The organism is Streptomyces soli (assembly GCF_003999195.1).
Lineage (GTDB): Bacteria > Actinomycetota > Actinomycetes > Streptomycetales > Streptomycetaceae > Actinacidiphila > Actinacidiphila soli.
Map to the genome: position 1 here is coordinate 1 of NZ_RJVR01000183.1, position 22089 is coordinate 22089.

Annotated in this window: 26 protein-coding genes, 2 tRNA genes and 2 pseudogenes; 15 read left to right on the top strand and 15 right to left on the bottom strand. The window is 68.7% G+C overall.

Features of this window, described 5'->3' with window-relative positions:
* Positions 1-1810: SpoIIE family protein phosphatase (locus tag EFK10_RS16785; RefSeq protein WP_127356498.1), on the bottom strand; the 1810-nt coding region annotated here is incomplete at its 3' end.
* A gap of 584 nt (positions 1811-2394) precedes the next feature.
* Complete coding sequence (locus tag EFK10_RS16790) at positions 2395-2649, bottom strand: hypothetical protein (protein WP_322973347.1); 255 nt, start codon at positions 2647-2649, stop codon at positions 2395-2397.
* A 318-nt stretch (positions 2650-2967) separates the two neighbouring features.
* Here EFK10_RS16790 and EFK10_RS16795 point away from each other — a divergent pair, with 318 nt between their 5' ends.
* The 3 genes from EFK10_RS16795 (at position 2968) to EFK10_RS16805 (ending at position 4994) form a co-directional block, all read left to right on the top strand.
* Positions 2968-3567 carry a TetR-like C-terminal domain-containing protein gene (locus EFK10_RS16795; protein ID WP_127356499.1) on the top strand — a complete coding sequence of 200 codons (600 nt, stop codon included), beginning with the start codon at positions 2968-2970 and terminating at the stop codon, positions 3565-3567.
* Between the two features lie 31 nt (positions 3568-3598).
* Positions 3599-3955, top strand: a complete 357-nt coding sequence (locus EFK10_RS16800; protein ID WP_127356500.1) for a hypothetical protein — start codon at positions 3599-3601, stop codon at positions 3953-3955.
* A 265-nt stretch (positions 3956-4220) separates the two neighbouring features.
* Complete coding sequence (locus tag EFK10_RS16805) at positions 4221-4994, top strand: FAD-dependent monooxygenase (RefSeq protein ID WP_127356501.1); 774 nt, start codon at positions 4221-4223, stop codon at positions 4992-4994.
* Positions 4995-5428: 434 nt separating this feature from the next.
* Here EFK10_RS16805 and EFK10_RS16810 read toward each other — a convergent pair whose 3' ends face one another.
* Both EFK10_RS16810 and EFK10_RS16815 read right to left on the bottom strand, forming a co-directional pair.
* Positions 5429-5758 (bottom strand): hypothetical protein, encoded by a 330-nt coding sequence (locus tag EFK10_RS16810; RefSeq protein WP_127356502.1) that lies wholly within the window; start codon positions 5756-5758, stop codon positions 5429-5431.
* Positions 5755-5979 (bottom strand): hypothetical protein, encoded by a 225-nt coding sequence (locus EFK10_RS16815; protein WP_127356503.1) that lies wholly within the window; start codon positions 5977-5979, stop codon positions 5755-5757. The genes EFK10_RS16810 and EFK10_RS16815 overlap by 4 nt, the downstream gene beginning before the upstream one ends.
* 154 nt (positions 5980-6133) lie before the next feature.
* Between EFK10_RS16815 and EFK10_RS52665 the strand changes: the two genes are divergently transcribed.
* Positions 6134-6298, top strand: coding sequence for a VOC family protein (locus EFK10_RS52665; protein ID WP_322973346.1), 165 nt, complete (start codon positions 6134-6136; stop codon positions 6296-6298).
* The gene (locus EFK10_RS16825; protein WP_127356504.1) at positions 6274-6537 is read left to right on the top strand and encodes a hypothetical protein; all 264 of its coding nucleotides are present in this window, start codon (positions 6274-6276) and stop codon (positions 6535-6537) included. Before EFK10_RS52665 ends, EFK10_RS16825 begins: the two co-directional genes overlap by 25 nt.
* Before the next feature lie 41 nt (positions 6538-6578).
* On the opposite strand, the gene EFK10_RS16830 is transcribed toward EFK10_RS16825, so the two are convergent.
* Positions 6579-6881, bottom strand: a complete 303-nt coding sequence (locus tag EFK10_RS16830; RefSeq protein ID WP_127356505.1) for a hypothetical protein — start codon at positions 6879-6881, stop codon at positions 6579-6581.
* Between the two features lie 453 nt (positions 6882-7334).
* Here EFK10_RS16830 and EFK10_RS16835 point away from each other — a divergent pair, with 453 nt between their 5' ends.
* Complete coding sequence (locus tag EFK10_RS16835; protein ID WP_206305476.1) at positions 7335-7877, top strand: hypothetical protein; 543 nt, start codon at positions 7335-7337, stop codon at positions 7875-7877.
* A 338-nt stretch (positions 7878-8215) separates the two neighbouring features.
* Here the strand turns inward: EFK10_RS16835 and EFK10_RS16840 are convergent.
* A tRNA-Arg gene (locus tag EFK10_RS16840) sits at positions 8216-8282 on the bottom strand.
* A gap of 502 nt (positions 8283-8784) precedes the next feature.
* Between EFK10_RS16840 and EFK10_RS16845 the strand changes: the two genes are divergently transcribed.
* The 5 genes and pseudogenes from EFK10_RS16845 to EFK10_RS16860 all read left to right on the top strand — a co-directional run bounded on the left by EFK10_RS16845 (position 8785) and on the right by EFK10_RS16860 (position 11964).
* Positions 8785-9333 carry a DUF1062 domain-containing protein gene (locus EFK10_RS16845; protein WP_127356507.1) on the top strand — a complete coding sequence of 183 codons (549 nt, stop codon included), beginning with the start codon at positions 8785-8787 and terminating at the stop codon, positions 9331-9333.
* A gap of 248 nt (positions 9334-9581) precedes the next feature.
* Positions 9582-9764 carry a hypothetical protein gene (locus tag EFK10_RS52670; RefSeq protein ID WP_322973344.1) on the top strand — a complete coding sequence of 61 codons (183 nt, stop codon included), beginning with the start codon at positions 9582-9584 and terminating at the stop codon, positions 9762-9764.
* 105 nt (positions 9765-9869) lie between these two features.
* Positions 9870-10595, top strand: a pseudogene (locus EFK10_RS16855) (replication initiator); the annotation flags it as partial.
* A 9-nt stretch (positions 10596-10604) separates the two neighbouring features.
* Positions 10605-10811, top strand: coding sequence for a helix-turn-helix domain-containing protein (locus tag EFK10_RS50280; protein WP_240677265.1), 207 nt, complete (start codon positions 10605-10607; stop codon positions 10809-10811).
* Positions 10811-11964 (top strand): annotated as a pseudogene (locus EFK10_RS16860) (tyrosine-type recombinase/integrase). The gene EFK10_RS50280 and the pseudogene EFK10_RS16860 overlap by 1 nt, the downstream one beginning before the upstream one ends.
* A gap of 129 nt (positions 11965-12093) precedes the next feature.
* Here EFK10_RS16860 and EFK10_RS16865 read toward each other — a convergent pair.
* From EFK10_RS16865 to EFK10_RS16885, 5 genes are all read right to left on the bottom strand, one after another.
* Positions 12094-12166 (bottom strand) — tRNA-Arg (locus EFK10_RS16865).
* A gap of 185 nt (positions 12167-12351) precedes the next feature.
* A complete protein-coding gene (locus EFK10_RS16870) occupies positions 12352-13104 on the bottom strand; it encodes an RNA polymerase sigma factor (RefSeq protein WP_127356509.1) in 753 nt (250 codons plus the stop codon).
* A 153-nt stretch (positions 13105-13257) separates the two neighbouring features.
* Entirely contained in the window at positions 13258-14277 is a 1020-nt protein-coding gene (gene ligD / locus EFK10_RS16875; protein ID WP_127356510.1) for a non-homologous end-joining DNA ligase, read from the bottom strand.
* 7 nt (positions 14278-14284) lie between these two features.
* Entirely contained in the window at positions 14285-14905 is a 621-nt protein-coding gene (locus EFK10_RS16880) for a DNA polymerase ligase N-terminal domain-containing protein (protein WP_127356511.1), read from the bottom strand.
* 28 nt (positions 14906-14933) lie between these two features.
* Complete coding sequence (locus EFK10_RS16885; RefSeq protein WP_127356512.1) at positions 14934-15413, bottom strand: MarR family winged helix-turn-helix transcriptional regulator; 480 nt, start codon at positions 15411-15413, stop codon at positions 14934-14936.
* A 114-nt stretch (positions 15414-15527) separates the two neighbouring features.
* Here EFK10_RS16885 and EFK10_RS16890 point away from each other — a divergent pair, with 114 nt between their 5' ends.
* The 3 genes from EFK10_RS16890 to EFK10_RS16900 all read left to right on the top strand — a co-directional run bounded on the left by EFK10_RS16890 (position 15528) and on the right by EFK10_RS16900 (position 18393).
* The gene (locus EFK10_RS16890) at positions 15528-15938 is read left to right on the top strand and encodes an organic hydroperoxide resistance protein (RefSeq protein ID WP_127356513.1); all 411 of its coding nucleotides are present in this window, start codon (positions 15528-15530) and stop codon (positions 15936-15938) included.
* Between the two features lie 225 nt (positions 15939-16163).
* Complete coding sequence (locus EFK10_RS16895) at positions 16164-16799, top strand: TetR/AcrR family transcriptional regulator (protein WP_127356514.1); 636 nt, start codon at positions 16164-16166, stop codon at positions 16797-16799.
* A 70-nt stretch (positions 16800-16869) separates the two neighbouring features.
* Positions 16870-18393, top strand: coding sequence for an MFS transporter (locus tag EFK10_RS16900; RefSeq protein WP_127356515.1), 1524 nt, complete (start codon positions 16870-16872; stop codon positions 18391-18393).
* Between the two features lie 110 nt (positions 18394-18503).
* Here EFK10_RS16900 and EFK10_RS16905 read toward each other — a convergent pair whose 3' ends face one another.
* The gene (locus tag EFK10_RS16905) at positions 18504-19259 is read right to left on the bottom strand and encodes a hypothetical protein (RefSeq protein ID WP_127356516.1); all 756 of its coding nucleotides are present in this window, start codon (positions 19257-19259) and stop codon (positions 18504-18506) included.
* Between the two features lie 24 nt (positions 19260-19283).
* Positions 19284-20075, bottom strand: a complete 792-nt coding sequence (locus tag EFK10_RS16910; protein ID WP_240677263.1) for a dioxygenase family protein — start codon at positions 20073-20075, stop codon at positions 19284-19286.
* Positions 20076-20183: 108 nt separating this feature from the next.
* Here EFK10_RS16910 and EFK10_RS16915 point away from each other — a divergent pair, with 108 nt between their 5' ends.
* Positions 20184-20684 (top strand): MarR family winged helix-turn-helix transcriptional regulator, encoded by a 501-nt coding sequence (locus tag EFK10_RS16915; RefSeq protein WP_127356517.1) that lies wholly within the window; start codon positions 20184-20186, stop codon positions 20682-20684.
* Positions 20685-20688: 4 nt separating this feature from the next.
* On the opposite strand, the gene EFK10_RS16920 is transcribed toward EFK10_RS16915, so the two are convergent.
* Both EFK10_RS16920 and EFK10_RS16925 read right to left on the bottom strand, forming a co-directional pair.
* Positions 20689-21198, bottom strand: a complete 510-nt coding sequence (locus tag EFK10_RS16920; RefSeq protein ID WP_127356518.1) for a peptidoglycan-binding domain-containing protein — start codon at positions 21196-21198, stop codon at positions 20689-20691.
* Between the two features lie 258 nt (positions 21199-21456).
* Entirely contained in the window at positions 21457-21984 is a 528-nt protein-coding gene (locus EFK10_RS16925; protein ID WP_407647090.1) for a GNAT family N-acetyltransferase, read from the bottom strand.
* Between the last annotated feature and the right edge of the window lie 105 nt (positions 21985-22089).

Genomic DNA, 22089 nt, shown 5'->3' on the forward strand with positions numbered 1-22089 from the left:
AGGGGGTCAGTCCGAGGCCGAGTGGGGTTCCGGCGGGGAGGTCGGGGAAGGTGACGTGGCCGTGCGGGTCGATGATCGCGGGCGGGGGGTGGCCGGCCCGTGCCATCGTGCAGCGCCGGGTGACCGGGTCGTAGACGGCGTACAGGCAGGTGGCACCCACCACGGCGGTGGCCGGGCCCGTGGCGTCGGCGTCCTCCTCGGTGAGGCGGATGGCCAGGTCGTCCAGGTGGGCCAGCAGTTCGTCGGGGGGCAGGTCCATGTCGGCGAGGGTGTGCACGGCGGTGCGGAGCCGGCCCATGGTCGCCGCGGCGTTGATGCCGTGCCCGACCACGTCGCCGACGAGCAGGGCCACCCGGGCACCGGACAGCGGAATCACGTCGAACCAGTCACCCCCGACGCCGCGGTGAATGTCGGCCGGCAGATAACGCGAGGCCACCTCGACCGCGCACCCGCCCGTCAGGCGCTGTGGGAGCAGGTTGCGCTGCAGGGCAAGGGCCGCGGTGCGCTCACGGGTGTACCGGTTGGCGTTGTCCAGAGACAGTGCGGCCCGGGAGACGAGTTCCTCGGCCAGCAGCAGGTCGTCCTCCTCGAACGGCATCAGGTCCTCGGTACGGGCGAAGACCGCCACGCCCAGCACCGCGTCGCGCGCGTGGATCGGCACAACCATCATGGAGTGGAACCCGTACTCGTGGATCTTCTGCGCCCGTGGGGGGTCCTGGTCGAGCCATGTGCCGGGGGAGGTGTCCAGGACCGGTTCCAGGTAGGGCTTCCCGGTGGACAGGACGCGGTTGTAGGGCGAGGCCGACGGGACGAAGACCGCCTCCCCCCGTGCGCACAAGGCCTCCGGGGCCCCGGGGTGGATCGATGCCAGGCCCGCGCGGCGGAAGACGGGGATGCGCTCGCCCATCGGCCCCAGCCGGGCCAGGGGCTCCTCGCCGAGCGGGACCGACTCCGTCAGGTCGACGGCGACGAAGTCGGCGAGGAGCGGCACCGCGAGGTCGGCCAGCTCCTGCCCGGTCCGCATGACGTCCAGGGTGGTGCCGATCCGCGTGCTGGCCTCGCTGAGGATCGCCAGGCGTTCGCGCGCCCGCTCCCTGTCGGTGACGTTTACGCACATGCCGCACACGGCCAGCGCGTGGCCCTCCGCGTCCTCGAGGCGGAAGTAGGAGACCGTGAACGCGTGTTTCCGGCGCGCATTCCATGCCGGGTACTCAAGGTCGACCACTGGGGTACCGCTCTCCAGCACCTGCCGCATCGCCGCCTCGAGTGCTTCGGCCTCGAAGCCGGCCACCACCTCCGTCAGCCGCCGTCCCAGCCGCACCTCGGGAAGGATGTCGTCCCGGCGCTCTGCGAGGTCGTTCAGCCAGGTGCAGCGCAGCTCCAGGTCGCGGACGGTGATCCCGATCGGCGCGCGGGTCAGAAGCGACGATGGCCTCAATCCGTTCACCGCCGACGAGGAGACCGCGGCCAAGTCGGTCACTGAGACGAGCCAATGGGCGCTGCCGTCCTGCCCCGACAGCGGGGAGACCCGCAGGCTCACCTCGAGCTTGCGGCCGTCGCGGTGGCGCAGCGCCGCAAGGCCGGACCAGCCACCCCGGGCACGGCACTGCTCCGCGAAGGCGGATGCCTTCGCCCGGTCTTCGGCAGACGCCAGAATGACTGCGGCGGGTTGGCTCACCACCTCCGCGTGCGAGTAGCCGACCAGCCGCTGGGCAGCCTGCGTCCACCCGACCACCGTCCCTTCCGAGTCGATCATCGCGATCGGCGCGCCGACCAAATCGGAGGACCCCGGCACTGCGGCGGGCACCATGTACTCAGGCCTGTCCACTGCCCGCCTGCGAGGTGTGTTCCGGACCGTCGGGATCGCGGCGGTCATGCGGTCGAGCCAATCGGCTGGCAGCGCGCGCTCAGAAACCATCGTTCGAAAGTACCCGGTTTAGGGATATATGGTGTGTGTCGCTCATCACACTCAGATTCGAACGAGCTGGCCGGCCCGTTCTGGCGTGGCTCCGCTGTCACCGGCGCACTCGCCTGTTCGTTCCGGACTCGCAAATGCATTATCAGCGCTCCCGAAACCGGTACGTCGAGGTCGTCATGGACGCGGTCGCCGATCTGAGCCACCACGCGCCAGGCTCATCCCGAGGTCAACTGACCGCACGTGATCCTTAACCGTATGTGATCCCTCGCGAGTGGGAGGCGCAGCATTTTTCTTCCGGTAGGAACCACAACTGTCCCTGCTGCCATCCCGTCTGCCGTCGACCCACACGCCAGTGGAGCGGGCCTGGTCGTCCCTGTCCAGATGGAGCGCGCCACTGTACGAACGATTTGGACAGGGATGACCAGGGCTGCTCGGCTTTGCCTGAGTCGAGGCAGGCGGGATGGCAGCCCCCCGCGTCAGCCACGATGCACCTGCGGGCGCCGGCCGGTTGCCCGCCATCCCGGACCGCGGGCGAGTTGGTTTTTGTCCGAAGCCTCGTCGAGGTCGACTCGGTAGATGGTCGGGCCTTCGTCGGTGAGGGGCACGGGAGGGCCGGCGTCTCGGACTTCGCAGAGGCCGCGTACGCCTCGGGCTGTGGCGGCGAGCACGGTCACGGTGCTGTTGGCGTCAGTGATCTCCACGGCCGGGTGGACATGGGCCGCGGCGTCCACGTACCGCTCTGCCCGCGGGCGCGGCCGCGGTGGGCAGGACGACGATGTCGGGCACGAGGAGTGCGGGGGCGGGGAGCCGCATTCACCCCGGCCAGGACCTCGTGGCCTGGGGCCGCCGCGGTCAGTGCGCCGGCCAGCGGTTACGCGGCACGCTGGGGTAGGACGCTCCCGCGGGAAGTGAGCAGGAGCGCTCTGCTGAACCGTTCCAAGCGGTGGCCGACCCCCCGGCGCGACTGTCAGCAGATAGTACGGTTGCGTTTCTCCCGAGCTTGCTCTATGTTGATGGTACGAAACCGTTCTGTACTAAATGGAGTGCCGATGTCACGTGACAACGACGATGCGACGATCCGCCGCCCTCGGATGACCCCCGAACGGGAGACCGAGTTGCTGGCCGCGACGGTGGATGCCTTGCGCGAGGTCAGCTATGACGAGTTGTCGATGGACCTGGTAGCGGCCAAGGCGCGCTGCAGTAAGGCCACGCTCTATCGCCTGTGGCCGGGGAAACCGCAGATGGTGGCTGCCGCGCTCTACGCCACGCGGCCGATGAGACCGGAGGAAATCGACACCGGCACGCTCCGCGGCGATCTGATGGCCATGGTCGAGTTGTTGGGGCCTCATGCGGAGAAGGACGCGCCGCTGTTCGCCGCGCTCGGACACGCTCTGCTGAGCGACGAGAATCTCGCCGAAGCGGTGCGAGACACGCTGGTGGAGCCTTGGTTCGCGGACCTAATTGGGGTCGTCGATCGAGCTGTTGAGCGTGGCGAGTTGCCTCGCCGACCGTCTGCCACCGACTTCCTGCCGCAGATCCTGCTCAGTTTGATGCTCACTCGTCCGATATTCGAGTGCCTGCCCGCCGACGCCGACTACCTCGCCAGGTGTGTCGACCAGACCTTGCTTCCCGCGCTGCTGCACACCTGATCGGCCTCCCAGGCCCCCAGAGAGTCATCGCATGTCCAGCACACTTGCTGACGAGATCTACGTCGGCACCGCACCCGCATCCCCCGACCAGGGACCCCGCCATCGGTGGTGGACGGACCTGGACGTTCACATGGCGAAAGTCAGGAAGAGCTCGGATGCGAACGGGGCGCACGCCGGTTCTGCCACAGCCTCCGCCTTCGTCTCGTACCAGGATCTGTCCGACGCGCTCGGGATCGAAGTGAAAGCGGGGTCGGCCCCCGGGCACATCACTGCAACCGTCATGGCCCCGATGGTTGGACAGCTCACGGTGAACGCCCGGGTGGTGAAGGGAGGCCCGGCGAGCATCGCCTTCAAGGATGTGAGCGTTGCCTCGGACCAACTGCCTTAATCCGCATGGGATTTGATCAGCGGAATCTTCGATCGGGACATTCCCCTGGACAACGTCCCCAAGGGACTGACTTTGGACCGAATATCCACGGGGTCGACTGGCCTGACCGTCAAACTCTCCGGGCGCGACGTCACCTTCAAAACCTCCGGGTCGTCGGCTGTCACCCAAAGCCACCTGGTGACGACACCCACGGTGGCTCGTATGAGCGTATCCGCCGGAGTGCCGCAGGCCACGGCTCTCCTGAAGTAGATCGGGGCCCTGGGGTATCCATCCCGGCAACGCGGACCTGGTCCGGCACTCCCGGTACACCTTCCGTGGCCGCTGGGCCGGCCAGTGGCGCAAGGGCCGCACCGTCCTCGCCGGCGATGCCGCTCACCAGATGCCGCCGTTCCTGGGCCAGGGCCTGAACTCCGGCATCCGTGACGCCGCCAATCTCGCCTGGCTTCTTGCCCTGTTGGCCAAGGGAGGAGTCAAGGAGTCGCTCCTCGACGATTACGCCGCCGAGCGCTCCGGGCAGGTCGCGCAGATCGTCGAAGAGACCGTTGGGATGGGTCATTTGATCTGCATGACCGATCCGGAAGAGTCCGAGCTGCGTGACGCCGGGCTCAAGGCTCTCGGATCCGAGGGCCTGCAAGCAATGGGAATGGACAAGAGCTGGCTCCTGCAGGGCGGCACCCTGCAGGACGACGGGATCGGCGGCAATCTCGGGCTGCAGGCCACGGTCAGCACGGGAACGCGAACGGGGCTGCTCGACGAGGTGATCACTCCACCGGGCTTCGTCCTTCTCGGACGTGACCGCGACCCGGCCGATCTGCTCTCCCCGGTCCACCGTGCGGACTGGAAGCAACTGGGCGGCAGCAGCGCCCACTTCGGGCCCGGAGGACTCACGGACACCGAGGGCAAGTACGCCGAATGGTTCGATCGGCTGAACGCATCGGTCGTGCTGATCCGCCCCGACTTCCAGATATTCGGCGGGGTCCATACCCCACACGCCGCCGACGGCCTGGTGCACAACCTGACGGAACGCATCCTGACCTGATCCCGACGTGGTCCTTGCAGGCACGGGAGCCTGCAAGGACCACGCGGATACCCCATGACTCGAACCTGCGCGCTGTCCGGGGGTGGTGGCGAAGACGTGGCGGACGTTGTGGAGGGGTGCGGCCTTGGCGGTCGGTATCCAGAGGCGAATGTGCATCGGCTGGAACGAGGCCATCGGGCGCGTACCTAAGCTAAGTGGGGCACAGCATGCAGCCGCAGCCGCATCTCGACGGACTCTCGCGTGGACGGGTCCGTGGCTGGCAATCCAGGCGGTGACGTACTGCGCGAACGTGTCCTGCCAGCGGTCGGATCGATGTAGTCGCCGCGCGTCATGCCCGCTTCGATGTTGGAAACCACGCTTCTGCCCTGCGCTTCTGCCTGTCCGGGAAGGACTGGCTGTTCTCCGTGCCGTCCGGGCCCACGTAGCGGGCGGGATCAGGCGCAGCAAGTGGCCGCAGGGGCCTTGTGGGTCTCGGCGGTGCCGGTTGGTACCCACGGGTCAGGGAAGGGCAGTGGCGGGGCCTGGGGCGCGGGGGTGGGAATGCAGGTGCAGGGCATCGTCTCCAGGTACCAGTCTCCGTGTCGTGGGCAGCCCTGCTGGCCGGGGTCGGGTTGCTCTGCCTGCGCGGGGGCCTGGTTGGAGCCATAGCAGTAGACGCGCAGCGGCGGCTGGGAGTCGTGCGGGGCGAGGGTGCCGTGCCGCAGGGGTACGACGCGGTTGCAGGAGGCGCAGTGGCCGTACAGGATCTCGGCGGTGTCGCTCACGTGGTCTTCCTCGGGGCCTTGGGCTTGTACTCGGCGCTGGGGGCGCAGGTCCACAGCGGCGGGGCGCTGTGGGTGATGAGCGGGGGGACGATCCCCACCCCGCCCGACCACTGGCACCAGCGTCCGCCCCCCAGGGCACGCCCGACCATGACCCAAAGGTCGGCTGAGGCGCTCAGCTCGACCCAGGGCGAGCTGAGGGTCAGAGTGTCACGGTTAGGCATGGGCGCTCCCTGAGAGTGACTGAGACACGGGAATGGATCCATTGCGTAAGCCATCTCGTCCGAGATAGGCCATTTTCTCCCTAGATTATGTGCCGTAGGATGCGTGAAGGCAAGCTAATGGATCCATTTTGACTTCATCCCTGGGCTGACCCGTCTGGACCACGTCGGCCTCACCGTGCCCGACCTCGATCAGGCACGCGAGTTCTTCGTGGACGTACTCGGATGCGAGTACATGTACGCTTTGGGCCCCTACCAGGACGACGGTCACTGGCTCCTGGGCCTCAGACTGGGGTCGTGGATTGGACACACGCGGGACTGATGGAAGCGGGCTGCGCCGGCTTCGTGCCGTTCGCTGCCCTGCCGGAGGCGTCTGTCCCCGTCGCGCCTGAGGTTTACGTCGTCCGTCTCGTGCTGGGGCTGCACGTCCTCGTCCCTGACGGGCGGCACGACCTGGTGCTCTCCCTCGCCGCCGGTCCGCGAGGCTCGCGCACAGGAGTGAGCGCCATGCCCGGGCCGTCTCTGGGCCGTGAAAGGGCGCTCAGCGATGACCAACGCTGACAACCGCTGACAGCTCAACCGCAGGTCCCAGCGTTGATCGGTTAGATGACCGCAGGTCGTAGACCCGTCGCGTCACTTCTTCGAGAAGGATTCACCATGATGATGACCTCTGGGGTGAGTTCCAGCCGCACTCGCAGCAGGTTCCACCATGAGGACAGTCCGAAGCCGAGCGCGACCGCAGTGGCCTCCGCTGCCGAAGTCAGGTGTTCCAAGTCGGGATGGACGGCCAGGGTCAGCCAGCGCACTGCTGCTGCCAAGGCGGTCACACCGGCAAGTGCATAGCCCGTACTGAGGCCTTGCGGACTGACGCGCCAGACTTCGATAAGGCCATCCTGCTCAGGCATCGCACCCCCTCGCGGCGATGGTACGGCCGCCCCCTCACCAACGGCCACCGGGAGCTGAACCGCTGTGGCCATTAGGCTGCCGGAAGACCCGCCTGGGCCGACCCCGGGGTGCATGTTTGCCTTGCCAGCACAGCGGAGACCCCCGGTGCCTCCGGAGCCGTGTGCAGTACAGCAATGAAGTACAGCAACCACGATGACCGCCGCCGACCGTCACCGACCCCAGGCGACCGACTGACCAGCCGTACGCGGCTTCCGCCGTCGGCATCGGGCTTGAGCAGGAAGGGGACCTGACCCGTCGTGGCGATCTGCCGCCGCTTCCCATCAGGCGTCATCCGTACCAGCCGGGCAGAGTCGGCGCCGACGAGGGCCCCGTCGACGGGTAGCGGCGCGAGACCTCGTAGATTGTCCGCGGGCCATCGACCAGGTGGCAGGTGCTACCAGCCGGGCGGCAGCGTGCCGAACGCGTCCAACCTCAACTTCTCTGCGGGGGAGACCCGTTCGGCCATGGTCGTTGTTCCCGTGGACGCCCAGGGCCGGGTCTCCCTCAGCAACCACGCCGGATCAGTGGACCTCACTGCTTCGGTGGAGGGCTATTACGTCCCGTTCGGACCGGTGGGCACACCTGTGAACAAGCCCATGAACCCGATCACTCCGGTGCGGGTCCTGGACACACGCTCGGGCACCGGCGCCAGGAAGGGTCCGATACCGGCCACCGGCAACCTCCACTTCAAGGTCGCCGGCGTCGCCGGGATCCCCGCCAACGCCACCGGGGTACTGCTGAACCTGACCGCCGTCGGCTCCACGGCCAACGGGTACCTGACCGCCTGGGGCGACCGCTCCCCCTACCAGCCCCCGGCGCCGGCGCTCAACTTCATGCGCGGACAGACCACACCCGTCCTCACCTACCTGCCCATCTCCCATGGCACGGTCGGCCTCTACAACCCCCACGGCTCGGTCAACGTCGTCGCCGACATCGAGGCCTACTCCACGAACTGATCGCCGCGCGCACGCCGCCCGCCCATGCAGACCCTTCGCGCGGTCCTCGGGAAGAGAACAGCTGAAGCCCGTGCCCAGGGTGGTGTTTTCAGCGATCGCGTCGAGCTTCGCCACGACGGTCTCACGGTCGAGAGCCATGCCTTGGATTACACCTAGGTCAATGATGTACGTCAGGGGCTCGACGGGTCCTGCTGGACCGTTGGCCTTCACAGTTGCGCCCGACTGCTCGCGCGTTCTTCTCGTCCCAGTCTTCGCGCTCGCCGCCCTTGAGCGGGGGCGTGACACTCAGATGCCAAACACCCCGGACCATGATCGGTCCGGGGCGTTTGCGCTTGTGCCCCAGGCAGGATTCGAACCTGCGACACCCGCTTTAGGAGAGTGCTCCGGCGATCACGCCACTGACCTGGGTCCGGCCCAGGTGGGTGGGGGCGGCCGGGTCGAGGCCGTGAACGTCCGCTCGTGACCGCTAATCGCTGCCCAATCTGGCACGGATCTGGCACGCGCTTCGATCATTGAGCCTTCTTCAACCGCGCCCTGATACAGCGAGTTGTAGAGCTAGTAGTGCTTGGTCAGGTCGGCCTGACCTGCGGCGATTGCCTCTCGATGTGCCCGGTCGGCAAAGATCGTCAGAATCGTCCGCCCTGGTCAATGACGCCTGTCCGGCGAGGACATCTCCCGAGCGCGCCGAGTCCAACCGGACCTGACCAAGCGCTACTAGGACGGCGCTCGAAAACCAGTGGAGCAGCGCCGCTGTGCGCCATTACCGTGCTGCCGAACCAAGTCGTCTAGTCAAGGACGTGCCGTTGTACACCCTGTGAGACCTCCCGAGCGCTGATTCGTTGCGCGTCGCGCATGTGCGCCGCGCTGCTTTTTGCTGCGGACTTCTCACTGAAACCGGTGTACTTCTGTGCTCAAAAACTGGGTGGTCGTGCCCACCTGCCTGCCGCTCGTTCTCCGCCGTTGCCACGCGTGCGCGTCCGAGCGCTTCCGGGCAAGCGGTAAATTTCGCGTCAACGCAAACCACAAGCTCATCGACGCCTGGCTCCTCGCGCTCTGTACCGCTTGCGGGGAAACTGCAAAGCTCACGGTCCTGGAGCGGATGAATGTGCGCTCCGTACGACCTGAGCTGCTGGACCGGCTGCATGACAACGACCCTGGCCTGACAGCTGAGCTGCTCCAGGATCCGGTCGTGCGGCGCCGTAATCGCATCGCCCTCGACTGGGACAACGCCTGGCGCCTCGACACCGGCGGATCGGATCACCTGGACCGCGAGGTGATCGACGTCTCGGTCCGCTGTGCGGCGCGGATCCCTGTCCGGCCGGTGCGACTGATCGCTGAAGGTTGCGGTCTTTCGCGGGCCGAGGTCGAGAGACTGATCACGGAGGGGAAACTCGTTTCGGCAGTCCGGCTGAGCGGCAAGCTCTCCGGCGACTTCACCTTCACGCTCAAGCGCTGAGCCCTCCTCGGGACCAGTGGCCTGTCCGGCAAGATCCGCCGGACAGGCCCTAGGCGTGATCGTGGAGGCCGATCTGTGCGACGCGGTGGAGATTGTGAAGAAACTGCCTGTGGCCTCGGAGGAGATGATCGAAGTCCAGCCAGAAGAGGCAGGAGCGGCGGCACTCATCTGGCACGCGCCTCGGTCATTGCCTCGCTCTAGTGAGGACGACCTGTCGGGCGCCACGGCGGCGCCGTATGGTCGGAGACATGATCTCTGACGACGGCACCGGCACGGAGTTCACGGTGGAGACTGCGGGCGCTGCGTTCCGCGAGGCGTGCGCCACGGCCGGGCTGGACCCGACCGGCGCCGAGTTGCTGAGGCTCGGCTCCAACGCGGTCTACTCGCTTAGCGTCGTCGCCGGTCATCGTCCGTGTGGCCCGCGACTCTGACGCCCTCGCCGGGATGGAACGCGTTGTTCGGGTTGCCCGCTGGCTGGAGTCGGAGGACTTCCCGGCTACCCGGGCCCTCGGCGGAGTGACACAGCCGTTGGCGGCCGGCGGTCGAAGACCCGCACCGAACTGGCCGACGCGCTGCGGCTTTCGTACGCCAAAGTCGCCGAATACCAGCGGCGCGGCCTGGTGCACTTCCATGCCGTGATCCGGCTCGACGGGCCGGACGGTGCGGGGACGGCTCCGCCTGGCTGGGCGACGACGGTCCTTCTGGCGGACGCGGTGCACGGGGCGACCGGTCTGGCACGGCTCATCGCTCCTGGCTCTGAGATCGTCGGCCGTCACGTGCTGAGCTTCGGCATACAGACGGACGTACGGCCTATCGCTGCGTTCGGTGCGGGGGAGCGGCTGACCTCGGCTGCCGTGGCGCGCTACATCGCCAAGTACGCCACCAAGGGAGCGGAAGCGGCCGGCGCCGTCGATGGCAGGATCCACCGGGCCCGGGACCTGGTCATGCTGCCCGTGCGGGACCACACGCTCCGCATGATCGGAACCTGCTGGTGGCTCGGCGGCCTGCCTGCCTTCGAACCGCTCGGGCTGCGCCGCTGGGCGCACATGCTCGGCTACGGCGGCCACTTCTCCACCAAGTCACGCCGCTACTCCACCACCTTGACCGCCCTCCGGCAGGCCCGTGCCGAGCATCGCGCCCTGGAACAGCGGGGGGCGCTCGGCCTCGGCGACCGGGCCACGGTCACGGTCGGCCAATGGCGGTATGTGGGGCGCGGCTACAGCCCTGAGGCGGCACTCATCGCTACCTCTGCGCGGGAAGGGAGAAGCACTATGGCTGATCGCCTCCTGAGCGTGCAGCAAGCGGCCGAACGGCTCGGTACGTCGGTCCGGTTTCCGCGCCGACTCATCGCCGAGCGGCGGATCACCTTCGTCCGTGTCGGCAGGCACGTACGCATCCCGGAAGCCGCACTGGACGACTTCATCTCGCGGAACACGACTCGCCCGATCTCTCGTCGCATCGGAAGGGCGGTGGCCTGATGCCCAACAACCGTGGACGCAAGAGGCGCTTCGGCGCGGTCCGTCAGCTTCCTCCGGCCGGTGGCAGATCCGCTATCCGGACCCGGGCACAAAGCTACTGAGGAACGGCGAACGCACCTACCCCAGCAAGACCGATGCCGAGGTGGCGCTCTCGGCGATCGAGGGGGACATCGTGCGGGGCCGGTGGACCGACCCCGACGCGGGCAAGTCCAACTTCGGCGACTACGCGAACACCTGGTTCCGGGAGCGGGACTACGCGGCCACGACCCGTGGCCGCAACGGCGGCGTACTTCGGCTGCACATCCTTCCCACACTCGGAGCGCTCGCCCTCGCCGAGATCGACACGCCCCCAGTACGCCGCTGGCGGGCGGAGCTGCTGGAGGCCGGCATTGGGGAACCCACAGTCGTGAAGGCGTATCAGATCCTGCGGGCCATCCTGAATACGGCCGTGGACGACGGGTTGATCCAGCGCAATCCGTGCCGGATCAAGGGTGCGGGCATCACGAAGACAGCGGAGCGTCCGGTCCTGACCGTGGAGGAGGTCTTCGCGGTCGCCGCCGCGATCGAGGGCCGGTACCGGGTCATGGTGCTGCTGGCGGCCTTCACCGGACTGCGCTTCGGGGAGCTGGCGGCCCTGCAACGTCGGGACATCGACCTGCAAGGGCGGTACGTCCGCGTGCGGCGGGCGCAGGCCGAACCGCAGAAGGGAAAGGCAGAGATCAAGGCACCGAAGAGCGCTGCCGGGATACGTACGGTGTCCTTCCCCGCTTCGCTGGTTCCGGAGCTGACGGAGCACTTACGGATCTTCGGCGAGAGCGGCCGTACCGGGGTGCTCTTCGTGGGGCCTCGGGGCGGAAGGCTCCGCCGGAACAACTTCCACGGGGTGTGGATGGCGGCACTGAAGGCGGCCGGAATCAAGGGCGTCCACTTCCACGATCTCCGGCACACCGGTAACACCCTCGCGGCGACCGGTGGCGCGACGACACGGGAGCTGATGAGCCGGATGGGACACTCCACGGTCCGGGCCGCGATGATCTATCAGCACCTGGTCGGCGGCCGGGACGAGGAAATCGCCGACCACGTGGACCGGCAGATCAAGGAAGCGCGCAAGCCGGGCAGGTCAGAGAAGCCGAAGAAGCCCAAGATCGACTGATCTGGCACGGATCTGGCACGGCCGCTCCGGCACCATGATCCACCCGCCGCGCACGAACAAGGCCCAGGTTTCCGGTACCGACCGGTTGACCTGGGCCTTCGTCGTACGTCGCGCCGCAGAGGCGCTGTGTGCCCCAGGCAGGATTCGAACCTGCGACACCCGCTTTAGGAGAGCGGTGCTCTATCCCCTGAGCTACTGAGGCAAACGCTTGGGCCGGGCGTCGCGCGGCAGGCGGTCGGCACGGCCGATGACAGCCTAGCCGATTGCTGCGCTGAGGAGGGCGTGCCATGGTCGATGCGGCTGAGCAGGTGCTTACTGAGCCTCGTCGCGTGATGTCGCAGGCGGCAGCCCCCGTGAGCTATGACGATCGTCAGCCGCAGTGCGACATCACACGGCGATGGGCCCCGGCGGCGCGGTCGAGACGGCGCGGCGGCGGTCGAGGTAGGCCGCTCCCGCCCAGCCCAGGACGCCCTCGGCGAGGGTGTAGGGCAGGCGGCCGCCGTGCAGAGCGAAGTCCTTGGCGGTGGCGGCGCAGTCCCGACATCGGTCCAGGTGCCCGCACAGGTCCGCGGGGTACGGGGCCTCGGGCTCCCGGGTGGCGACGTCGAGCAGCTTGGCGTAGCCCCGGCACTCCTTGTCCACGAGGGTGTGCATACGCGCCCGCAGGCACGACTCCCGGAACAGCTCCCGGGTCCGTACGATCTCCTCTTCCGCACGGTCGGTGCTGATGCCCAGCGCGGCCGCACTCTCGGCCGGCGGCCGTGACTCGATCTCGGAGTGCCACAGCAGGGACTTGTCCGGCTCGGGCATGTCCTGGAAGCCGTGCAGCGCGGTCGAGGGGCCCTCCTCCGCCTGCAGCCAGACCCGCAGTCCGGGGGCGAGGAGGTGGGCGCTGCCCTCTGCCTGCCAGTCGGCGGCCGTGTTGCGTACGCCGATGAGCAGCCGGGGGAGCCAGGCGAAGTGCGGTGCGCTCCATGGCGGGGCCTCGCGCAGGGTGCGGGCGAAGGCCTCCGAGGCGAGCCGTACGGCCTCCTCGGCGGAGGTCGTGCACAAGTCGGCGTAGCAGAGGACTGGTTGCCAGTGCTCGGACAGCAGGGCTGCTTCGAGATCCGGGCGGTCACCAGACGTATCGGCGGCCATAGGCGGCACTTTCCTGGCTCACATGCGACAGGGGGGACGGGGGGATCAGGGCCGGATCTTTTCATGTCCTCCACAAGTGGTACAAGAGTGGGACGAGAGGCTTGACAACAGGCAAGTGGCATGCGCCTCCCCGCCGTTGAATCCTCGCGCTGGTCACCGCACCGGGCGCGGTTCCTCCCGTACGACCTCCTGCGGGCGCTTGTCGTCGCGCAGGCCGAGGAAGCGGGGGTGGCGGAGCCGGCCGTCGCGGGTCCACTCGGTGAAACCGATCTGGGCGACGAGCTCGGGGCGCACCCAGTGGACGGCGCGTTCGCGGACGGGGTCGGCGAAGGGCGAGTCCGGCTGCTCGAGGCTGTCCAGGCGGCGGCGGAGGGAGGTCAGGGTCCGGGTGTCGTAGCCGGTGCCGACCTTCCCGGCGTAGCGGAGGCGGCCGTTGTCGTCGTAGTAGCCGACCAGGAGGGCGCCGAAGCCGACGCGGCTGCCGGCGGGTTCGGTGAAGCCGCCCATGACCAGCTCCTGGCCTGCGGTGCACTTGAGCTTCAGCCAGTCGGTGGACCGCCGGGGCACGTAGGGGGCGTCGGCGCGCTTGGCGATGAGCCCCTCCCAGCCCCGGGCGCAGGCCTGCTCGAGCAACTGGCCGCCGTCGCGGTTGCGGTGCGGGGTGAAGCGCAGTGGCGTACGGAACTCCAGGGCCTGGCGGAGCAGTTGCTTGCGTTGGCGGAGCGGCAGGCCGGTGGTGTCCTGGCCGTCGAGGCGCAGCAGGTCGAAGATGTAGTAGGTGACGGCCACCCCGGTGGCGAGGGCGGCGGCCGGGTCGGCGATGCCCATGCGCCGCTGCAGCCGGGCGAAGTCGGTGCGGCCGTTATGGAGGGCGACGATCTCACCGTCGACCGCGAAGTCGCGGCAGGGCTGGGCGCGCAGCGCGTCCACGATCTCCGGGTAGGTGTTCTCCAGGGGGTGGCCGCCGCGCGACAGCAGCCGTACGTCGCCGTGCTCGCCCGCGCGGTCCGCGTCGCGGAAGGCGAGCGCCCGTACGCCGTCGAGCTTGCGCTCGAAGACCCAGTCGCCGTCGGAGCCGTCGGAGCCGTCGAAGGTGCGGCGGTCGCTGAGGACGGCGAGCATCGGGTGCTCGGCGACAACGGGGCGGGTGGCGGCGGGGCGGGTGGTGGTCATGGGCCGCTCAGCTCCCGGCGTCCCTCGCGAGCTGCTTGAGCGTACGGCCGCTGCGCACCGACCGGGCGCGGGAGGCGTCCGGCGTACCGCGCCCGCCGCGCTTGGCGGTGTGGCTGTCGGCCCGCTTGACCAGCAGCCAGGCTTCGTCGTCGGCCTCGCGGAACCGCGTGAGGGCGTAGCCCCCGTGCAGCTTGGAGCCGTCGAGCCGGAAGGAGGCGTGGCCCTTCGCCAGGGCTTCGGCGAGCGGGGTGTCGCTGTGGTACGTGCCCTCGTCCCAGATGATCACGGTCCCGGCGCCGTACCCGCCGTCGGCGATCACCCCCTCGAAGTCCTTGTAGTCCAGCGGATGGTCCTCGGTGGGCATCGCCAGCCGTTTGTCCCCCGGGTCCGTCGACGGGCCCTTGGGGACGGCCCAGGACTTCAGCACGCCGTCCGCCTCGAGCCGGAAGTCGAAGTGCCGGGTGCTCGCGTCGTGCAGCTGTACGACGAAGCGCGGGTCCCCGGCCGCCTTCTTCCGCCCGCCGCGCGGCTCGGCGGTCTTCGAGAAGTCGCGCCGTCGGCGGTATTCGGCCAGGCCGTCCCTCGTGCCCTTCGCGTTTCTCGCGTCCCTCGTGTCTTTCGCGGTCATGGGCTGCGCCTACCCATGGCGTGGCCGGTCAGCGGTGCGCGGCGTCCGGCTCCTCGGGGAGCGCGGCCGAGTCGAGGGCCGCGGTGAGCCGGTCGAGGCGTGCGTGCAACTCCCGCAGCTCGTCGAAGCCGATGCCGGTGGCCTCGTAGATCCGGCGGGGGACCAGCAGGGCGCGTTCGCGCAGGGCGGCGCCCTCGTCGGTGAGGCGGACGGTCACCGAGCGCTCGTCGGCAGCGCTGCGCTCACGGCGTACGAGACCGGCGGTTTCGAGGCGCTTGAGCAGCGGAGACAGGGTGCCGGAGTCCAGCCGCAGATACTCGCCGATCTTCTTCACCGGCAGCTCGCCGTGCTCCCAGAGCACCAGCATCGCCAGGTACTGGGGGTAGGTGAGGCCGAGCCGCTTGAGGATGACGCGGTACACGCTGTCGAACGCCCGGGAGGCGGCATGGAGGGAGAAGCAGACCATGTGGTCCAGGCGGAGGAAGTCTTCCTCGGTCGGCGTCGTCATGACTCCAGGGTAGCTCGCCGCACCCAGTTTAGTTGCGCACAACTTAATTGCGTGCTCTACTGACGTCATCGAGTTCGGACGCACCCCGAATGACATCGAGAGGGATGGTTTTCCATGGACGCGCTGTACACCGCTGTCGCCACCGCCAACGGCCGTGAGGGCCGCGCCGTCAGCTCCGACGGTCAGCTGGACCTCGCCCTGGCGATGCCCCCGGCGCTCGGCGGCAACGGACAGGGCACCAACCCCGAGCAGCTCTTCGCCGCCGGCTACGCGGCCTGCTTCGCCAGTGCGCTCGGCCTCGTCGGCCGCCAGGCGAAGGTCGACACCAAGGACATCTCCGTCACCGCCGAGGTCTCCATCGGTTCGGAGGGCGGCGGCTTCGGACTCTCCGCCGTCATCCGCGTCGAGCTTCCGGCCGAGCTGGAGGGCGAGACCGGCGAGTTGCTCGTCAAGCAGGCCCACGAGGTCTGCCCCTACTCCAAGGCCACCCGGGGCAACATCCAGGTCGAGCTCATCGTCGAGTAGGTGCACCCCGTAGGCAATCTATAGTCAATCCGTACGAAATTCGTACGCAACACCCCTGAAAGCCCGTGGGCGGTACCGTGATCGCGGTACGGCCCACGGGCTTGCTGTGTGACGCAGGTCACACTCCACGGTGAAATTTCCGGGGACTCTCTCCCCGTTTGCATCTACGTCATTGCGAAACGGGGAGTCTTTCCCCGCATCCGAACGGGGAGGGATGGGTCTGCCGTGGACCGCAAATGCTGCGTCATCCCCCGGCTGCGGGCGGACGCCTCGCGCAACCGGGACCGGATCGTCGCGGCGGCGCGTGAACTGCTCGTCGAGTACGGCGCCGAGGTGCCGCTGGACGAGGTCGCGCGACGTGCGGGCGTCGGCAATGCCACGGTCTACCGGCACTTCGCCGACCGCGGGGAGCTGATGCTCCAGGTGACGCTCTCGGTCATGGAGCGGATCCAGGAGCAGGCCGACACGGCAGTCGCCGAGGAGCCGGACGCCTTCCAGGCGCTGCGGCGCTTCGTGCTCGGGGCGGCGGAGGAGCGGATCGGGGCGCTGTGCTCGATGCTCTCCGACGCATTCAACCGGGCCCATCCCGAAGTTGTGGAATCCCGTAACCGCCTTGAGCGGACGACCGAGGACATCCTGGACCGGGCGCGCCGCTCCGGCCAGCTGCGCGCGGATGTCGCCGTGGGCGACCTCATGGTGGCGATCACCCAGCTCTCCCGGCCGCTGCCGGGAACGGCGTGCGCGAACGCGGACCGGTTCGTCCACCGCCACCTGCTGATCTTTCTCGACGGCCTGCAAGCCCCGGCGCGTTCGGAACTGCCCGGAACGGCGGTCACCTTCCAGGAGCTTCAGCGCGTCTGACCCAACTTTTCACTCGTACGTGCATACACGTCCCGTTGTCACTTCTCCGCACCAGTTAGTGGGTCAACCCATGTCAGAAGCGGCTCAGGCGCTACAGCCCGATCCCCGGCGCTGGAAAGCGCTGACCTTCATAGCCATCGCCCAGTTGATGGTCGTGCTCGACGCGACCATCGTGAACATCGCCCTTCCGCACGCCCAGACCGACCTGGGCATCTCCAACGCCAACAAGCAGTGGGTCATCACCGCCTACGCCCTGGCGTTCGGCGGACTTCTGCTCTTCGGTGGCCGCATCGCGGACCTGTGGGGCCGTCGCCGTGCCTTCGTCACCGGACTGATCGGCTTCGCCGGCGCGTCCGCGCTCGGTGGCGCGGCGGTCAACGAGGGCATGCTGTTCGGCGCCCGCGCGCTGCAGGGTGCCTTCGGTGCGCTGCTCGCGCCCGCCGCGCTCTCGCTGCTCGCGGTGATGTTCACCGAGGCCAAGGAGCGCGCCAAGGCGTTCGGCATCTACGGCGCCATCGCGGGCGGCGGCGGTGCCGTCGGCCTGATCCTCGGCGGCGTGCTCACCCAGTACCTCGACTGGCGCTGGACGTTCTTCGTGAACATCCCCTTCGCGGCCATCGCGGCCACCGGCGCCTTCCTGGTGATCCGCGAGCCCGCCGGCGCCCGCAACCGCGGCACCCTCGACATCCCCGGCGTCGTCCTGGCCACCCTCGGCCTCGTCTCGCTGGTCTACGGCTTCACCCGCGCCTCTACCGACGGCTGGTCCGCCGGCGCCACCGTCAGCCTCTTCGTCGCCGCGGCCGTGCTGCTGCTGTCCTTCGTGCTCGTCGAGAGCCGGGTCCGCGCACCGCTGCTGCCGCTGCGCGTCGTGGCCGACCGGAACCGTGGCGGCGTCTACATGTCGCTCGGCCTGGCCGTCATCGCCATGTTCGGCCTGTTCCTGTTCCTCACGTACTACCTGCAGGTCGTCAAGGGATTCTCGCCGGTCAAGACCGGTTTCGCGTTCCTCCCGATGATCGCGGGCATGATCACCGGCTCGACCCAGATCGGCGCCCGGCTGATGACCCGGGTTCCGCCGCGGGTGCTGATGGCCCCGGGATTCGTGACCGCGGCGCTCGGCATGCTGATCCTGACCCAGCTGTCGGTCGGCAGCTCCTACGCCGGGCTCGTCCTGCCCGCGCAGATCCTGCTCGGCCTGGGCATGGGTACCGCCTTCATGCCGGCGATGAGCATGGCCACGCACGGCGTCCAGCCGCGCGACGCCGGGGTCGCCTCGGCCATGGTCAACACGTCACAGCAGGTCGGCGGCGCCATCGGCACCGCCCTCCTCAACACCATCGCCGCCAGCTCCACCACGGCCTGGGTCGCCTCGCACGCCGCGCAGGCCCGCACCCTCGGCCAGCAGGGCTTCATTAACGCCGCCGCCGTGCACGGCTACGCCAGCGCCATCTGGTGGGCCGTCGGCATCCTGGCGGTGGCGGCCGTCATCGCGGCCGTCCTGATCAACACCGGCCCGGGCGACAGCGGTCCGGTCGCGACGTCTGGCGACGGCGAGAGCGCGGAGGCGCTGTCGGTGCCGGTCGTGGCGCACTGACGGCCTGACGGGTACGTAAGCCTTTCGTACGCGTACGAAGAAGGGCCCCGCCTCGTGCAAGGAGGCGGGGCCCTTCGGGCTGTTCGCCCTTGGCGTTGTTCGCCGTTGGGCTACTCGCCCTTGGCGAAGGTATACGAACTCGGCACCTTCACCGTGCTGGTGTCCGTGCCGTAGACGATGGCGATCTCCTCGTGCGCGGCGAGCTTGATCGCGCCCGGATTGCCGGTCTGCTCCTTGCCGTCGACGTAGACGTACAGCTGGTTGGAGCCGCCGGTCTTCAGGCCGCCGATGCCCTTGTCGCTGAGTGCCACATTCCACTCGGTCATGACCTGGCCGAGGGTGAAGTCGGCCTTCGTCGGCGACTCGATGTGGATGACACCCGTAGTGTCGTGCGTGTGCAGCGGGCTGAGCTGCTGTTTGGCCTCGTCGATGCCGATGTTGGCCGGTACGGTCACGGCCTTGCCGTTGACGATGACGTCCAGGTGGGCGTGGATGTGCAGCACCTGGCCCTCGGCGCCGAGCATCGGGAGCCCGGCGGCCTTCGCGCGGGCCGAGGCGTCGGTCGGGGCGGCCCACGGCGGGGAGGTGGCCGCGCCCTGGACGGCGGTCAGCGGGGTGGTGGGGACGGACTTGATGCCGTTGCCCTTGGCGGTGGAAGAGGTCGTGCCGCCGCCCGCGTTGTGGACCAGGATCGCGCCGGTGACGACTCCGCCGACCAGGACGAGCACGCCGCCGCCGATGGATATCCGGCGTATGAGGGTGCGGCGGGCTTCCGCGCGCTTGGCCGCCTCCCGCTGAGCCGCGACCCGGGCGCGGCGCTCGGCGGCGTTGGCCTTGGCGGCCTTGCTGTTCTTCGAAGTGCTCATGGAGGTGTGTGGGGTCCCGTTCGTTCAGCCGATCTGGATGGAGCGCTTGGCCAGTCCCATCCAGAAACCGTCGATGACGCTGCGCTGGTCGCCGAGCTCGTCCCCGGCAGCACCGAGGGTAACGAACAGCGGTGCGAAGTGTTCCGTACGCGGGTGTGCGAGCTGCCCGGCGGGGGACTTGTGGGCGAAGTCGAGCAGCGCGTCGATGTCCTGCGCCTCCAGCGCGCGCCGGCCCCAGTCGTCGAACTCCGCCGACCAGCCGGGCACCCGCCCGCCCGCCGCCTGCCTCAGCGCGGCCAGGTTGTGGGTGAAGAATCCGCTGCCCATGATCAGCACGCCCTCGTCGCGCAGCGGCGCCAGCTTCCGGCCGATGTCGAGGAGCTTCACCGGGTCGAGCGTCGGCATCGAGATCTGCAGCACCGGAATGTCGGCGGCCGGGAACATCTCCACCAGCGGGACGTACGCGCCGTGGTCGAGGCCGCGGTCCGGGAAGTCCTGCACCGGCGTGCCGGCGCCGCGCAGCAGCTTGCGCACCGAGTCGGCGAGCGCGGGGGCGCCGGGGGCCGCGTACTGGACCTCGTAGTAGTGCTGAGGGAAGCCCCAGAAGTCGTAGACAAGAGGGATGGTGGTCGTCGCGCCGAGCGCCAGCGGGGCCTCCTCCCAGTGCGCCGAGACGATGAGGATCGCCTTCGGGCGGGGAAGGTCGGCGGACCAGGCGGCGAGCTCGCCGGGCCAGACAGGGTCGTCGGCGAGCGGCGGGGCGCCGTGCGAAAGGTAGATCGCGGGCATGCGCTCTTCGCGGGTGGGGGTGCTCATCGCTGCTCGCTCCTTGGAAGCACGTAAAGATCTTGAAGTTTCAAGCCATCCTGAAAGACGATACGGCCGGATCATTGAAAATTCAAGCGAAGTCCATAAACTGGAAACATGACGACGACCGCAGAACCCCGCTGGCTGAGCGAGGAAGAGCAGCTCGCCTGGCGCGCCTACATCGCGTCTGCCCAGCTGGTCTCCGATGCACTCGACCGGCAGCTCCAGCGCGACGCGGGCATGCCGCACGCGTACTACACCCTGCTCGTGTGGCTCTCCGAGAGCCCCGAGCGCCGCATGCGCATGACCGAACTGGCCGAACGCTCGAAGATTACGCGCAGCCGACTCTCGCATGCCATCTCCCGCCTGGAGCAGAACGGCTGGGTCCGCCGCGAGAACTGCCCCAGCGACCGGCGCGGCCAGCTCGCCGTTTTGACGGACGAGGGCTTCGAGGCGCTGACCGCCGCCGCCCCCGGCCATGTCGAGGCGGTCCGCAGCGCCATCTTCGACCGGCTCACCCCGGAGCAGATCCAGCAGCTCGGGGAGATCCACCGCCTGATCGCGGAAGGCCTGCAGCCGCAGCTGGGCACGGCCGCCGACCTTCCCTGGCTGCGCTGATCCCTCAGCTGGTTGTGCCGGTTGCCGTTGTACGGGACTCCAGGTCCCGGCGCGTCGCGTCCCCGTACTCCCCGTCCTCGTCGCCGCGGATCCCGTACCAGAGCTGGAAACGGGCCACCGCTGCGGCGAGGACGGTGTCGTACTGGCCGTCGACCTTTCCGTCCGGGTAGACGTCCGGGATCTGGAGCAGCCGCGACTGCAGTTCGGAGACGTCCGTGCCGCTGTCGCCCTGGCGGAGCACGACGGTCTGCGGCTGCGCGGAGGCGGTCGCGTGGGCGCTCGGGCTCGCACTGCTCCGGGGGCCGGTCGGGGTCGCCGGGACGACGATCCGGGCGGTTAGGACGAGGGCGAGCAGGACGCCGCCGCCGATACTCGCCGCGATGATCGCGGACAGGCGGGTCCGCCGCCATCCTCGTGTGCGCCGGCGGGGACGTAGGTCCAGGACCACGGTGTCGTCGTCGGGGGGAGGGGGCGGGGGCGCTTCGAAGGCTTTGGCGGCCTGCTTGGGCTCCATGGTTCTCGCGGACTCCGTGGGCGGAACAGCTCGTCGTCGTCCAGCCGCCGGGCCGTTCTGAGCGGCCCGCTGACCCGCGTCGGCTCGATTACCGTTCGCCTGGACTCGGTCGCCACATCAGCCTCCCTGGGCTCCTCTGACTCCCCCCGACGCCGACGCTAGGAGCCGTTGTCACCGGTTCGGGTGACATTGCGTGTTGTGCCTCCCGAGGGCCTGCGGATGCGCTAAGCGGGTCAACTGGACGCCCTGGAAGGGGTTCTAGGGCTTGGGGTTCAGCTCCTTCTCGTACCAGGCGACATCCCAGTACCGCCCGAACTTCCGCCCGACCTCCCGGTACACCCCGACCGGCCGGAAGCCGAAGCGGGCGTGCAGCCGCTCGGATGCCTCGTTGGGCTGGGCGACGCCGGCGTAGGCGCGGTGCAGGTCCTCGGCCGCGAGGGCTTCGAAGAGCGCCTCGTAGAGGAGGGTGCCGATGCCCTGGCCGCCCGCGTCGGGTGCGAGGTAGACAGTGACCTCGACGGAGGTGGCATAAGCCGCCTTGGGCCGGAAAGGGCTACTGGTGGCGTAACCGAGGATCCGGCAAGGGCTGAGGCCGCCGATCGCCTCGCAGGCAACCAAAAGGCGGTATGGCCCGTCTTCCGGGTGGGAGACCAGCCATGGGCGGCGCTGCTCGGGCGTCAGAGGTTCCAGGTCGAAGGTGATCGGGGTCTCACGGACGTAGTGGTTGTAGAGCTCGGTGAGGGCCTCCAGGTCCTCCTCCCGACCGGGCCTGACCTGGACGTCCATACGCTCTGGCAACGAGCCACCTCCCTGTGTGGCGGGACAGGGTACTGCAAGATCGTAAAAATCGGCGGCCCGGATGGGAATTGTGTCCGGATTCCAGTCGTTATC